Annotated in this window: 13 protein-coding genes; 9 read left to right on the top strand and 4 right to left on the bottom strand. The window is 68.0% G+C overall.

Annotated features, from left to right (window positions below; all coding sequences use genetic code 11):
* Positions 1 to 185: 185 nt before the first annotated feature.
* Entirely contained in the window at positions 186 to 1,133 is a 948-nt protein-coding gene (locus ACLBV5_RS12325) for a flagellin (RefSeq protein ID WP_134580219.1), read from the bottom strand.
* Positions 1,130 to 3,220 (bottom strand): flagellar hook-associated protein FlgK, encoded by a 2,091-nt coding sequence (gene flgK, locus ACLBV5_RS12320; protein ID WP_447605849.1) that lies wholly within the window; start codon positions 3,218 to 3,220, stop codon positions 1,130 to 1,132. Before flgK ends, ACLBV5_RS12325 begins: the two co-directional genes overlap by 4 nt.
* Positions 3,221 to 3,626: 406 nt before the next feature.
* On the opposite strand from flgK, the gene ACLBV5_RS12315 reads away from it, so the two are divergent.
* From ACLBV5_RS12315 to mnmA, 5 genes are all read left to right on the top strand, one after another.
* The gene (locus ACLBV5_RS12315; protein ID WP_447605848.1) at positions 3,627 to 5,054 is read left to right on the top strand and encodes a flagellar hook-length control protein FliK; all 1,428 of its coding nucleotides are present in this window, start codon (positions 3,627 to 3,629) and stop codon (positions 5,052 to 5,054) included.
* A 2-nt stretch (positions 5,055 to 5,056) separates the two neighbouring features.
* Positions 5,057 to 5,803: a flagellar hook assembly protein FlgD gene (locus tag ACLBV5_RS12310; RefSeq protein WP_025978212.1), complete on the top strand. Its 747-nt coding sequence runs from the start codon at positions 5,057 to 5,059 to the stop codon at positions 5,801 to 5,803.
* Between the two features lie 12 nt (positions 5,804 to 5,815).
* Positions 5,816 to 7,258 carry a flagellar hook protein FlgE gene (gene flgE / locus ACLBV5_RS12305; protein ID WP_447605847.1) on the top strand — a complete coding sequence of 481 codons (1,443 nt, stop codon included), beginning with the start codon at positions 5,816 to 5,818 and terminating at the stop codon, positions 7,256 to 7,258.
* Between the two features lie 186 nt (positions 7,259 to 7,444).
* Positions 7,445 to 7,729, top strand: coding sequence for a CtrA inhibitor SciP (gene sciP, locus ACLBV5_RS12300; RefSeq protein WP_025978210.1), 285 nt, complete (start codon positions 7,445 to 7,447; stop codon positions 7,727 to 7,729).
* Positions 7,730 to 7,840: 111 nt separating this feature from the next.
* On the top strand, positions 7,841 to 9,073 hold the full coding sequence (gene mnmA / locus ACLBV5_RS12295) for a tRNA 2-thiouridine(34) synthase MnmA (RefSeq protein ID WP_447605846.1): 1,233 nt from the start codon (positions 7,841 to 7,843) through the stop codon (positions 9,071 to 9,073).
* 3 nt (positions 9,074 to 9,076) lie between these two features.
* Here mnmA and ACLBV5_RS12290 read toward each other — a convergent pair whose 3' ends face one another.
* Positions 9,077 to 9,571: a winged helix-turn-helix transcriptional regulator gene (locus tag ACLBV5_RS12290; RefSeq protein WP_025978208.1), complete on the bottom strand. Its 495-nt coding sequence runs from the start codon at positions 9,569 to 9,571 to the stop codon at positions 9,077 to 9,079.
* Positions 9,572 to 9,736: 165 nt separating this feature from the next.
* On the opposite strand from ACLBV5_RS12290, the gene ACLBV5_RS12285 reads away from it, so the two are divergent.
* The 4 genes from ACLBV5_RS12285 (at position 9,737) to ACLBV5_RS12270 (ending at position 12,965) form a co-directional block, all read left to right on the top strand.
* Positions 9,737 to 10,573, top strand: coding sequence for an acyl-CoA thioesterase (locus ACLBV5_RS12285; RefSeq protein ID WP_447605845.1), 837 nt, complete (start codon positions 9,737 to 9,739; stop codon positions 10,571 to 10,573).
* 74 nt (positions 10,574 to 10,647) lie between these two features.
* On the top strand, positions 10,648 to 11,838 hold the full coding sequence (locus ACLBV5_RS12280; RefSeq protein ID WP_447605844.1) for a thiolase family protein: 1,191 nt from the start codon (positions 10,648 to 10,650) through the stop codon (positions 11,836 to 11,838).
* A 46-nt stretch (positions 11,839 to 11,884) separates the two neighbouring features.
* A complete protein-coding gene (eco, locus tag ACLBV5_RS12275) occupies positions 11,885 to 12,397 on the top strand; it encodes a serine protease inhibitor ecotin (protein WP_447605843.1) in 513 nt (170 codons plus the stop codon).
* Between the two features lie 232 nt (positions 12,398 to 12,629).
* Positions 12,630 to 12,965, top strand: coding sequence for a VOC family protein (locus ACLBV5_RS12270; RefSeq protein WP_278070658.1), 336 nt, complete (start codon positions 12,630 to 12,632; stop codon positions 12,963 to 12,965).
* Positions 12,966 to 12,968: 3 nt separating this feature from the next.
* Here the strand turns inward: ACLBV5_RS12270 and ACLBV5_RS12265 are convergent, their stop codons facing one another.
* The gene (locus ACLBV5_RS12265) at positions 12,969 to 13,877 is read right to left on the bottom strand and encodes a hypothetical protein (protein ID WP_447605842.1); all 909 of its coding nucleotides are present in this window, start codon (positions 13,875 to 13,877) and stop codon (positions 12,969 to 12,971) included.
* Positions 13,878 to 13,882: the final 5 nt, after the last annotated feature.

Below are 13,882 nucleotides of genomic sequence, written 5' to 3'. Positions count from 1 at the left end.
TGACACAGGCCCGTTCGCGCGCCTACGCGGCTTAAAGCTATGCTTTTCGCCGGACGTCAACGACTGATGACAACTCTTGATCTCTTCCGGCCTTGCTGAACGCAAGCCAAGCCCTCCCCCATCACGGCGCAGCTTTGTGAACGTCGTGGGGCGATTTTTGTTCAGAGGCGTCGAAAAGCAAAGGCCTAGCGCAGATAGTCCAGCAGCGAGACCTGCCGGAGTTGGCTGATCACCTGGGCCGAAGCCTGCAGGGCGACCTGGGCCATCTCCAGCTCCACAACCGCCTCGGCCATGTTGGCGTCAGTCTTGCCAGACAGGATGGTGTCGACCGAGATCTTGCGCGCCTCCTGCGACTCCAGCAGGCGATCCACCCGGTTCTGCATTCCGCCGTTGGCGGCCTGCAGTTCAACGACGCCCTTCGCCGCCGCCTCGAAGCGCCCCATCTGCGTCGTCAGAAAGGCTTTCTGCGCATCGGTCATCTGTCCTTCCAGCGGCGCCGCCTCATGGGCCAGCTGAATGTCGCGGAAGATGGCGAACAACTCCGCTCCCATAGCGTCGGCCAGGAAGCCGGTGTCCATCGACACGTTCTCGTCCAGCCAGGACGATTGCTTCAGCTGATCGTTGCGGAAGGCCGCATTCTCATCAGGCAAAGCGGCCAGCTTGGCCATCATGGTCGCGCCAGGCTGGCCAGGGATGTCAGGCAGGTCCACGGGCGCGCGGTCAGAAGCCCCGCCGCCGAACAGATATTTGCCCTGGTGCTTCATGTTCAGCCCGTCCTGAGCCTCCATGAACAGGCTTTCCAGCGAGCCCATCAGCGCGTCCATGCGTCCGGCCGCGATGGCGTCGGCAAGGGCCTGGCGCGCGGCGGTCGCGGCGTCGGCGACGCGGTCCATCGCCAGGTCCTGGGTCTCCAGCCGGGCGGCGACGGCCTTGTTGGTGTCGATGAAGGTCTGGATGCGGGTCTGGCTGGACTTCAGCGCGCTGACCGTTTCCGATCCCCGCCCGAAGCCGACCAGATCGGTGGCGTTCTTCTGGGTGTTGACCTTCTTCTGGGCCGTCTCGGCGCGCGACTGGGCCGACATCAGGTCCAACAGGGCCGATTGGTAGTTTCCAAAGGTCGAGACGCGGGTCATCGCACCATCCCCAGCAGGATATCGTACATGTCCTTGGCGGCCTGAACCATGCGCGCCGAAGCGTTAAAGGCTTGCTGATAGGTGGTCATCAGCACCAGCTCCTCGTCCAGATTGACGCCTTCGACCGAGGTTCGCCGCGCCGTCGCCTCCTTGGCCAAAGCCGTGGCGCTGACGGCGCTGTTCTTGGCCATAGCGGCGCGGCTGCCGATTTCGCCCGATAGTTCGGACGCATAGCGCGACAGCGACATGGAGCCGCCCGCCGATCCGCCCGCCGCCGAGAAGGTCGTGGCGTTCTCGCCCGCAGCGGCCAGAAGCCGGGCGCCGCGCGCGTCGTTCCGGCCGACGACGGCCGTGCCCAGACCGCCCGTGGCGTCCGCCTTGGCGAAGGCCATCAGCGCGGGATCACGCACAATGTCCGCCCGGACTGAAAAGGCGTCCGCACGCGAGGCGCGCGCCCCGCCCAGGCCGAACAGGGCGCTCATCGATACGCCGGACGGAACCTGAGTGGTGCGGTCCTGCAGCACCGAAAGCTGGGCTCCGGAACCGGGCCGGGGCGTGAACGCCATCTCGCCCGCCGCATTGAGGCTGAAGGTTCCCATGCGTCCGGCGCCCGTCATCGGGTCGTTCAGCGCGGCCAGCAGGCTGGTCATGTCGCCGCCGGCGGGGACCGCCACCTGGACATCGCGCAGCTTGGCGCCCGCCGCATCGCTGAAGCGGAAGGTGATGGTCTCGCCCGCCGGGAAGCCATGCTGCGACGCGCCCGCCATGCCGGTTTCGTACATCGCCGGCTGGTCGGTGGAGATCAGGTCGTTCAGGCCGAAGAAGTGCGAAAAGCCTCGCCCGCCCTTGTTCGTCGGCGCGGCGGGGTCGTCGACCACCACGACCCCCGTTCCCGGCGCGCCCTCGATCTTCAGCCGCCCGTCGACGAAGCTGGCGCTGCCGTTGGTTCCCAGCTGGGCGTTCAGATCGGCCAGGAAGGTCGCCGGGTTCGCCGTCGCCAGATCCAGGTCCACCTTATGCAGGGCGACGCCCTGGTCATTGGTGATGACGATGGAGGTACGGCCGGTGAAGCCCGCCAGCGCGGTCTCCAGCGACTGGCCCACATTGCGCCCGGTCAGGCTGTTCGGCGGCGGCGCGGCCGAGGAGGCGTTGTGCGCCCGGTTCAGTTCGTCGGCCAGCCGAGACATGAGTTCAGCCAGACGCTCGGCGGTGGCGGGGGCCTCGCCGTCGCGCAGTTCCAGCAGGCCCTTGATCTCGCCCGAACCCAGACCCTCGGCCAGAGAGCGGGCCTTTCCGGCAGGCGGCTCTATGACCGTGATCTCGTTGAACACCGCCTCGGCCGCGACAGCGCCCGCGCGCACATAGTCCAGCTTGGCCGCCCCCTGCCCCGCCAGCAGGATGCCGGCGCCCGTGCGGATTTCGACCCCGCCCACGGCGCGGCCGGTGATGCGCACATCCATCAGGCCGGACAACTGGTCGATCAGGGCCGCCTGAGCCGTCTGGGCGCCCGATGAGTCCGCATTGACCACCGTGGCCTTGGCGATCTCGACGTTCAGCTTTTCGATCTGCTCCAACAGGCTGTTGGCCGTCTCGACCGCGCTCTTGATGCGGGCGTCAGCGTCTTCGCGCACCGACTGGATCTGGCTGTTGATGCGGGCCGCTTCGTCGAACAGCCCTTGAGTCTTCCAGATGGCGTCCTGACGCGCGGGGCCTGAGGTTGAATTTTCGGCCGAGGCGGCGAAGGCGGCGAAGACGCTGTCGATCTGCGAGAAGAAACCGCTGTTGGCGCCGGGGTCGCCGAACATCGACTGGATGCGGTCATACAGCTCATAGCGCACCGTCTGGCGCCCGGCGTCGGCGCTGGCGTTCAGGCTGGCCGCCTGCAGGAAGCGGTCGGTGGCCAGGCGGATGCGGGCGATCTCGACGCCGGCGCCGACGCCCTGACTGGCCCAGGACTGCTGGTCGGCGATCTTGCGGACATAGCCGGGCGTGTTGACGTTGGAGACGTTGTCCGAAACCACCCGCAGCTGCGTCTGGGCCGCATTCATGCCCGAGGTGGCGATGTTCATGATCGAGTTGAGGGACATCAGACGGCTCCTGCGCCCAGGCTGATCGATGGGCGGATCGACGGGCGCGCGCTCGGCAAGCCTTGCAGGCAAGCGTGCAGATCTTGCCCGGCGAATTGAGCGGGCCTTCTGACCATCTCTTTGATTTTCCTCGACATCGGCATTCGGCCCCTGTGCGTTCCCAGGTGAGGGAGGCAAGGCGCGGGCCAAGTCGCGTGACGCCTTGCTCGCCCGGCAAAAAGCGACAGGCGCGGCAAGAAGCGCCCGGCGGCGGCAAGTGCGGGCAACGTGTCGTCGAGACAGAACCTACAGTTATATCAACGAGTTGGCACCTAAACCCGCATCTGGCCCGGGGCTTGCGGAGGCTTTGCCGAATGACCCAGGCGCAGCAGGCGCCGCCCTACCGACCGAAAGCGCCTGCCTCCGCATGTCCGCCCTCAGCATCCTGTCTGTTCTGACGCCCGCCGCCCCCGACGGCGCGGGCCCGGACGCCTCAATCGAGGCGGCGGCGGACAGCGCCATGTTCGCGGACCTGATGCTCAAGGAAGAGACGGGCGAGGCCCCAGCCGCCGCTCCCTCGCCCGTCAGGGCGCCCGCCGCGCAAACTGAGCCCGAGGACATGGGCGCGGCCATCGCCATGATTCCGATCTGGTTCGCTCCGGCGCCTGAGCCTCAACAGCTTGCCAGCAGCGGACCGGCGCTGGCAGGTGAAAGCGACAGCGCGCCGCTGCACACGCCCCCCGCGCCCGAACAGCCCGTGCTAGAACAAATTGCCGATGCGTCTCCCGAAGCGGAGACGCCGAACGCAGACGCGTCCCTCGTCGCCGCGCCTGTCGTTCAGGCCGCTCTCGCTCTATCCGCATTCCCCGCCCCCGCCGGTCCGACAGTCCCTGAGACGCCCGCTGCGACCGAGCCCGCAGCCCTGTCCGTTCCCGGCGTTGTTTCAGTCTCCAAGGCGTCGCCTGCCGTCGGCGCCGAGGAGTCAGACGCCCCAGCCGATGGCCCGCCTGCCGAAGGCGAGGAGCCGACCGAGGCTGTCGCGCCCGCCCGTCCCGCCTCGCCTGCGTCGTCCAGCCCGATCCCCACCCTGCCGGGCGTGACCGGATTCCGCTCGGGCGCCGGAGAGCGACTGGCCTCAGCGCGCGAAGCCATCCAAGCATCAGAGTGGGCGGAGGGCGGCTCGGAGCGGTCATCGGCCGAGCGCCTCACGTCAACCGATAATCCGGCGGCCGCCACAGCGCCCGCCGCTCGGCCCTCCCCCGCAGCATCGCCCGCCGCGCCAACCGCGCCCCCGCCCGCGCTCGCCCCGCCTTCGGCTGACGCGGACGCGCCGGTTCCGCCCCCGGCCTTCGCCGAAACGGTCGGGCCCGAGGCGTCTGCCGCGTCGCGCGACCTGGGCCTGTCGCAGCTATCGCGCGCCACGGTCGAGACCACAGCCCAGATCGCCGCCCAGATCATCAAGAAGCTGGACGGCCGCTCGACCCGCTTCGACATGGCGCTGACGCCCGAGGGTCTGGGCCGGGTCGATGTCAGCCTTGAGATCGAGTCCGATGGTCAGGTCACGGCCCGTCTGGCCTTCGACACCCCGGCGGCGGCGGCCGATCTGCGCGCCCGCGCCGATGAACTGCGTCGCCAGCTGATGGAGGCGGGGCTGCACCTGTCGAGCGACGACCTGGAGTTCGCCGAGCGCGACCCCTCGTCCGGCTTCGGCGGCGGGGCCTTCGAGCGCCAGCCCGACCGCCGCGCCTTCACCGGCGCCGCCCGCCTGGCTGCAGAGGCCGATTCTCTCGTTCCGCCGCCCAGCGCCTGGACATCCCTTTCCCTGACGCCTGACCGCGTCGATCTGAAGGTCTGACGATGGTTGACGCCGTCTCCACCAACAACGCCGCAGGCCGGGTGAACGCCGGGGGCCAGATGCTGGCCTCCAACTTCCAGACCTTTCTGTCGCTGCTGACCACCCAGCTCAGGAATCAGGACCCGCTGTCGCCGGTCGATTCCAACGAGTTCACCGCCCAGCTGACGCAGATGGCGGGCGTCGAGCAGCAACTGCTGACCAACGACCTGCTGACCGGTCTGCTGAAGGCCCAGCAGGGCGACGGCCTGACCGGCGCCGCGCCCTATATCGGCAAGGACGCCACCGCCGTCTGGTCCGCCACCCGCTTCGAGGACGGCGAAGCCAGCTGGAGCTATGAATTGGCGTCCGATGCGACCGACGCCACGCTTCAGGTGCTGGACGCCTCGGGCAAGGTGGTCTGGAGCGGCCCGGCGCCGGACAAGACCAACGGCCTGCATGACTTCAAGTGGGACGGAAAGACCACCGGCGGCGGCCAGGTGGACGATGGCGGCGTCTATACGCTGAAGGTCGTCGCCAAGGACGGCGCGGGCAAGGATGTCGGCAGCCAGGTGCTGATCCGCGGCCGCGTCACCGGGGTCGAGATGTACGACAACACCCCCTTCGTCGTCATCGGCAAGTCGATCATGCCGGTGTCCAGCCTGATTGCGCTGGAGGAGCAGAAGGCCGCCGCCAAACCCGATTCCAACGAGGACGCAGGCGCGCTCAGCGCCCTGGCTTCGAAACTCAACCCCTTCAATCTTCTCTCGTAAGGAACCCCAGCCATGAGCATCAACGGCGCCATGCTGGCCGGCGTGTCCGGCCTGACCGCGAACGCCGCGGCCCTTTCGACGATCTCGCAGAACATCGCGAATGTGAACACGGTCGGCTACAAGCGTGCGGCGACGGAGTTCTCCACCGTCGTCAACGCCCAGACCCAGGGCGTCGGCTATTCCGCCGGCGGGGTTCAGGCGACCGCCCGTCACTTCATCAGCCAGGCGGGCCAACTTCAGCGCACCACCTCGGGCACCGACCTGGCCATCGCCGGTCAGGGCTTCTTCGTCGTCACCGAAAAGTCCGAAAACCTGGCCCCGTCCGACACGCGTCTGTTCACTCGCGCGGGTGCCTTCAAGATCGACGATCTGGGCTATCTGCAGAACACCTCGGGCCTGTATCTGCAGGGCTGGCCAGTAGCCGCCGATGGCACGGTCAATGTCGACCCGTCCGACATGACGCGTCTGCGCACCATCAACGTCGGCTCGGTCGGCGGCGCCGCCGAACCGACGACCCGCGTCGGTCTGAACGCCAACCTGAAATCCAGTCAGAGACCGTCAGAGGCTGCCGAGCAGGCCGCGCTCACCCCTCCGGGTCTGCTCGCTTATGATCCAACCTCAGCCACTCGCTCCATGGCCTCTTATGACCCGGCCGCGCCCAATCAGGGAACCAGGGCGGACTTTCAGATCAGCGTGCCGGTGTCCGACTCCAAGGGCGGAGCGCGAATGATGACGATCTCCTTCCTAAAGAAGGCCGATGAGCCCAATACTTGGTTCGCGGAAATTCATGCCCCGGACGGCTCAGTCGAAAACGCGGACTTGCCGCTGAAAAGCGGTCTGGTGAAGTTCTTACCGGACGGCCGTCTGGACACCGGCTTTGCCGGCCCCAACGCGCTTTTTCCTGATACGACCAAGGCTACCATCACCCTCGCCGCCTCTGGCGCTGCGCCAGGCCCCGACGATAACGGCGTCTGGTCTGGCTCGGAAGGTCTAGCGGCCCAGACCATCACTTTCGACCTGGCCGCTTCCACTGGCGGCCTGACGCAGTACGACAGCACCTCCATCGTCCAGGCCACCTATACGAACGGCACCGCCTTCGGGAACCTGACCGAGGTGAAGATCGACGAGGCCGGCTTCGTCACCGCCATCTTCGACAATGGCGTCATGCGCAAGATCGCCCAGGTCGCCCTGGCCACCTTCCCCAGCGCCGACAGCCTGACCGAAGTCGCGGGCAACGCCTTCCGGGTCAGCCAGAACTCAGGCACCTTCAACCTGAAGGCCCCCGGCACGGGCGGCGCAGGCCTGTTGGGCGCGCAACAGCTGGAAGCCTCGACCGTCGACCTGTCGACGGAGTTCACCGGCCTGATCACCACCCAGCGCGCCTATTCGGCCTCGTCCAAGATCATCACCACCGCCGACGAGATGCTGGCGGAGCTGATCAACATCAAGCGATGATCGGCCAACAGGAATCCATGAGCAAGGTCTCGTTAGACTCGATGAATCCTTCCTTTAGGCGGCGCAGAAGGCGCCCGGCCGGACGGATGCGTCTTAGCCATTCCTTCACCACGACGCTTAAACGCCCTTTAGCGGGCGGGGGCCTAGCCTGCGCGTCTATGGTGGTGGTGAAAGAGGCTTAAGCCCATGCTGCAAGAGCGACGCCTTAACAGTAACGGCGAACAGTACGTGGTCGGGCCGACGGGCACGCCCCTGACCCTGCGCGACCTTCCGCCCTCGGACACGAACCGCTGGGTCATCCGGCGCAAGGCCGAGGTGGTGGCCGCGGTGCGCGGCGGGCTGATCAGCCTGGAAGACGCCCTGGAGAAGTATCGCCTGACGGCCGAGGAGTTCCTGGCCTGGCAGAAGGCCATCGACAAATGGGGCATGCAGGGCCTGCGCACCACGCGTATCCAGAGCTATCGCGACTAGGCTGTTTCGCCTGACCGCATGATCACGGCCGCTCCAGAAACGGGGCGGTCTTTTTCATTGGCGCGCCATCGTTTTAAGCCAGGCCTCGAAATCGCGCGCCTTAAGGCCTAAATGGCGGCGATGACTATGGACGCCCTGACCGACGACATCCTCTGCTCCGTTCCCGACATCGCCCCCATGTCGCAAGCCGACATGGACGCCGCGATCGAGAGCGTGCGATTGGCCGTGGGCCTGCCGCAGGGCGCGCGCGTGGTCGCCGCGATGTCGGGCGGCGTGGATTCCACCGTCGTCGCCGCCCTTCTGCACAAGGCGGGCTATGACGTGGTGGGCGTGACCCTTCAGCTCTACGACCACGGCGAGGCGCTGAAGAAGAAGGGCGCCTGCTGCGCCGGTCAGGACATTCACGACGCCCGTCTGGCCGCCGATCTGATCGGCATTCCACACTATGTCCTCGACTACGAGAGCCGGTTCAAGGACGCGGTGATCGACCAATTCGCCGACTCCTATCTGAAGGGCCAAACGCCGGTCCCCTGCATCCGCTGCAATCAGACGGTGAAGTTCCGCGATCTGCTGGACGTCGCGCGCGATCTGGGCGCCGAGGCCATGGCGACCGGCCACTACGTCCGCCGCGCGACCCACGGCAACCGCTCGCAGATGCGCAAGGCGGTCGATCATTCGCGCGACCAGTCCTACTTCCTGTTCGCCACGACGCAGGATCAGCTCGACTATCTGCGCTTCCCCCTGGCCGATCTGGAAAAGCCCCAGGTGCGCGGCGTCGCCGCGTCGCTGGGCCTGCGCATCGCGTCCAAGCCGGACAGCCAGGACATCTGCTTCGTGCCGACCGGCGACTACCGCACCCTGATCGACCGGCTGCGGCCGCAGGGACGCGAGGCGGGCGACATCGTCCACATGGACGGCCGGGTGCTGGGCCGCCATTCGGGCATCACCGACTACACCATCGGCCAGCGCCGGGGACTGAACGTCGCCGTGGGCGAGCCCCTGTTCGTGGTCAAGCTGGACCCTGACAACCGCCGCGTCATCGTCGGCCCGCGCGATGCCCTGCTGACCGCCAGCCTGACGCTGGAGGAAACCAACTGGCTGGGCGACCAGGCCACCATCGAGGAGGCCGCCCGCGACGGCGCCCCGGTGCTGGCCCGCGTTCGCTCGACGCGCCAGCCCTCCTCAGCCCGGCTCATGTTCGTGGAGGACGCCGTTCAGGTGGTGTTCGATCAGGGCGAGGAAGGCGTCGCCCCTGGCCAGGCCTGCGTCCTCTACGACCCGGCCGACGATGAGCGCGTGCTGGGCGGCGGATTTATCGCGTCCACCACGGCGGTTGCTGTCTGACGCCTACGCCGCCTTGTCATCGGCCGGCATGACCTCGCCTACGGTCGCGCGGTTCTCGGCGAAGACGACTTCGACGTCGCGCGGTCGGACCATCTCATTGCAGCAGCCGCAGGCGATGCGGGGCTGCAGGTCATGGCCGCAGGTCTTGTGACGCAGGATGATGCCCGAAGGCTCCTCGCCGTAGACATGCTTGGCGCCCCAGGCGTTCAGGGTGACCAGGACGCCATACAGATCCTTGCCCTTGGCTGTCAGCACGTACTCGTTGCGGGGGGGACGCTCGGAATAGGGGCGCGGCTCCAGCACGCCATGACGCACCAGCGACTTCAGTCGGGCGGCCAGGACATTGCGCGCCACGCCCAGCCGGTCCTGCCATTGCTCGAAGCGGGTGACGCCGTTGAAGGCGTCGCGGATGACCAGCATGGTCCACGGGTCGCCGATCACCTCGAGGGTGGCGGCGACCGAGCAGCTCTGGCGCGAATAATCGGCGGTGCGTCCCATTTCCCGGAAAGTGACCCCGCGTCAGCCGTTTGACAAGGGTTGCCAATCGCGACGGAGTCAGTCAGTTTCTATTTGCAACGGACATGGCCGCCCCGGGGCCATATCCTTCCTCGACTCGGGGGCGGCGCTGTCGCAGTTTCCGCCTCCGCTTTTCGATGTTGTGTGATGACCGAAGCCGACTTGATCCACGCTGCCTTCCGCCTGACGCCCGAGGATGAAGGGGTTCTGGCCGCCACCCTGTCCGGCGAGTTCTCCAACGGCCCGATCAGCGCCCCGCCCGAAGCGGGCTTTCCCTTCGGCGGCCTGCTGGCGGCCTTGTGCGCCGGGGCCATGCGTCAGGGACTGGGGATTGAGGCGCCGCTGCGCAGTTTGACGGTCCAGTATCTGGCCGCCGCCCGTTACGGCCAGTCCCTGCACTTCCGGCCCCGGATGCTGCGCGGCGGCCGCAACGTCGCCTATGCCGCGGTCGAGGGCGGGCAGGGATCAAGGCTGACCCATCACGCCAGCGCCACCTATGGCGCCGACGGGCCGACGCCCGCGCCTCTGACGCCGCTGCTGGCGACGCCGCCCTCGCTGGACAGCCTGAAGGACGCGCCGGGCATCAGCGGCCCGATGGCGCCGCGCTTCGCCCAGCACGTCGACTATCGCTTTGACGGCGGCCCCAACATCCTGGGCGGCAATGAAGCCAAGCCCGTCGTCGAGCGGGTCTGGATGCGGGTGAAGGACGGGGCGCCGCTGGACGAGCTGCGGATGTGCTACCTGCTGGACGCCCTCTATCCGCCCGCCTGGACCGCGTTCAAGGCGCCGCCGATGATGACGACGGTGGACCTGCGCTGCGACTTTCTGAACGATCCGACGCCCGACAATGCGCCGGATGGCTGGGCCTTCTTCGAATACCGCCTGCTGGACCACGGCCTGGGCTGGTCGGTGGACGAGGCCATCGCCTGGGGCGCAGACGGCCGCCCGCTGGCCCTGGCCCGCCAGCGACGCAAGCTGCTGTAAGCCGCCCCGCTTGCCAGCGGGCCTTCGCCTCCCCTAATCCCCCGCGAAACGATTCACTTACGGAAACGCCCCTCATGACCGCCGCCGCTGATCCCGTCGTCATCTGCTCCTTCGCCCGCACGCCGATGGGCGGCTTCCAGGGCGCGCTGTCGCCGGTCAAGGCCACCGATCTGGGCGCTGTCGCGGTCAAGGCCGCTGTCGAGCGCGCAGGCGTCGCGCCTGAAAAGGTCGAGCAGATCTTCATGGGCTGCGTCCTGCCCGCCGGCCTGGGTCAGGCCCCGGCGCGTCAGGCCGCCATCGGCGCAGGCCTCGGCAAGCACGTCGAGGCGACGACGGTGAACAAGATGTGCGGCTCAGGGCTCCAGGCGGCCATGATGGCGCACGACGCCCTGCTGGCCGGCACGGCCGAAGTCATCGTCGCGGGCGGCATGGAGTCGATGACCGGCGCCCCCTACCTGATGAATAAGCACCGCGGCGGCGCCCGCATCGGCCACGATGTCATCGTCGATTCCATGATGATGGACGGCCTGGAGGACGCCTATTCGCCCGGCAAGGCCATGGGCGTCTTCGCCGAGGATGCGGCGGCCCAGTATCAGTTCACCCGCGAGCAGATGGACGAATACGCCATCGAGAGCCTGACCCGCGCCAAGGCCGCCATCGCCTCGGGCGCCTTCAAGGCCGAGATCGTCCCGGTCGAGGTCGCCACCCGCAAGGGCCCGGTGACGGTCAGCGAGGACGAGCAGCCCGGCAAGGCCGACCCGGCCAAGATCCCCACCCTGCGCCCCGCCTTCACCAAGGACGGCGCCATCACCGCCGCTAACGCCTCTTCGATCTCGGACGGCGCCGCCGCCCTGGTCATGACGCGCGAGAGCACAGCCAAGGCCCTGGGCCTGCCCATCGTCGCCCGCGTCGTCAGCCACGCCGCCCACGCCCATGAGCCGGGCCTGTTCACCACCGCCCCGGTCCCCGCCATGCAGAAGGCGCTGAAGAAGGCCGGCTGGTCGGTCGAGGACGTAGATCTGTGGGAGATCAACGAGGCCTTCGCTGTCGTCGCCATGATCGCCCAACAGGAACTGGGCATCGACCGCGCCAAACTGAACGTCAACGGCGGCGCGACCGCCCTGGGTCACCCTATCGGCGCGTCCGGCGCACGCATCCTGTCCACCCTGCTGGCGGCGCTTCAGGCGCGCGGCGGCAAGAAGGGCGTGGCCTCGCTGTGCATCGGCGGCGGCGAAGCTGTGGCCATGGCCGTGGAACTGCCCTGATCCTGTGGCGTTGTCCGCGGTCAAGCTAACTGTGGAGACCTCCCCCTTGAAACTCCCTGCCCTGCTCGCCGCCGGCGTCGCCGTTCTCAGCCTCGCCGCCTGCGCCACGGCCCAGGCGGAAGGCGCCATGCCCCAGAACGACACTGTCGCCGGCCAGGCCGGTTCCGCTGACCTCAAGGCCTTCCCGGCCGCAACGGCGGGTCAGACCCGCCACGTCATCAACCTGCCGGCCCAGTCGGACGAGGACGCGCTGAAGGTCGAACTGATCCTGGGCAAGACCCAGACGGTCGACTGCAACCGTCAGTTCTTCGGCGGCCGCCTTGAAACCCGCACCGCCGAGGGCTGGGGCTACAACTACTATGTCCTGCCTGCCCTGGGGAACGCGGCCAGCACCCTGATGGGCTGCCCTCCGGGTTCTGAGCGCCAAGCCTTCGTGACGACGCAGGAACAGCCGCTGATCCGCTATAACTCGCGCCTGCCCGTGGTGGTCTACGCCCCGTCGGACGTCGAGGTGCGTTATCGCGTGTGGCGCGCAGGCGAGACCCAGATGGCGCGCTGATCGCCGCCGTTCTTTGAAATCAGACGCGGGCGTCGGTCGGGTTCGATCGGCGCCCGTTCTGTATCAGGCCCGCGTCTTCCGTTCGCATCCCGCTGCATCAGCGAGGCCAGGCAGGCGCATCCGGCGCTCAGAACGATCATGGGCCAACTCCTGCATTTGCGAACCATTTGCAGGTTTGCGCAGAGTCGGCCGTCGTGCAAGCGTCCGTCTCCATTTCTCTCGGAGAGTCGCCATGCGCGAAGACGGCAAGCTGGATTATCTCGAACTGCCCGCGACGGATCTGGCGGCGCACAAGGCGTTTTACGCCGAGGCGTTCGGCTGGCGCTTCCAGGACTATGGCCCGGACTATGCGGCGTTCAGCGAGGGGCTGGACGGCGGCTTCACCCCCGACGCCATGACGCCCAAGCCCCTGCCCATCCTCTATGCCCATGATCTGGAGGCCATGCAGGCCAAGGTCGAGGCGGCTGGCGGCGCGATCACCCACGCCATCTTCGCCTTCCCCGGCGGGCGTCGTTTCCATTTCCGCGACCCGTCCGGCAACGAACTGGCCGTCTGGTCTGAAAACTAGACCCTATTTCGGGTCCACCGTCTGGGCGATTCGCTCGGCCTCGTCGCGATCGGCGCCGTCCTGGGCCATCACCCAGACGTGAATCTCGGCGGGCTGCGCCGAGCGCTGGAAGAGGTGTTCCATCGCGATGCGACGCGGCCCTTCGGTCGTCACCACGGAGATGCGGCCGCCGGCCGTCACCTGCTCGCCGTCATAGATGGGAAACTGCGACGACGGCCCGGCGTAGACCATCAGATAGGTCTTGCCCGCCTTGCGCGCCGAATAGACGTGAGCGTTGGGGCCCGACCGGCCTTCGACCAGTTGGAAGCCCGGCGGCAGGTCGATGCGGAACGGAAGAGCCGCCCGCTCTGCGGCGCTCAGACCTTGCGGCGCGGGCGCAGAGGGTGCGGGCCTCGGCGTCGCCGGCGGGGCCGAGGCGGGCGGCGCCTGGGTCGTCGTCGATCGTCGAACCGGCGTCTCCTGGGCGGGTTGCGCCGGGCGGGGCTGAGTTTGGGGCTGGACGGCGGCCGGTGCGGGCGCAGAGGCGGGCGGACGACGGATCGGCTCGACGCGCTGGGGCGCAGGCGCCGGGGTCGGGCGCGGCGGAGAAACAGCTCCCGGCTCAGCCCTTGGCGGAGCGCCGTTCAGGCGACGGGTCAGTTCTTCGATCCGGGCGCGTTCTTCCGGGTCCTGGCGGGCGGCAGGCCCGGCCGGGGGCTGGGCCACAGATGTCTGGGTCGCAGATGTGTGGGTCGCAGGCGCCGAGGCGGGGCGTGACGGCGCCGTCGATTGCGGAGCGGGCGGGGCGCCGTTCAGGCGACGCGTCAGTTCTTCGATGCGAGCGCGCTCGTCCGGGTCCGGCTGGGCGGCGGCGGGGGTCGCAACGACCGCCAGCGGGGCGATAAGCGACAGGGCGACGAGAGCGGCTTTCATGGCTC

This window comes from Brevundimonas sp. M1A4_2e, from assembly GCF_053345555.1.
This window is presented reverse-complemented; position numbering and strand designations above follow the sequence as displayed.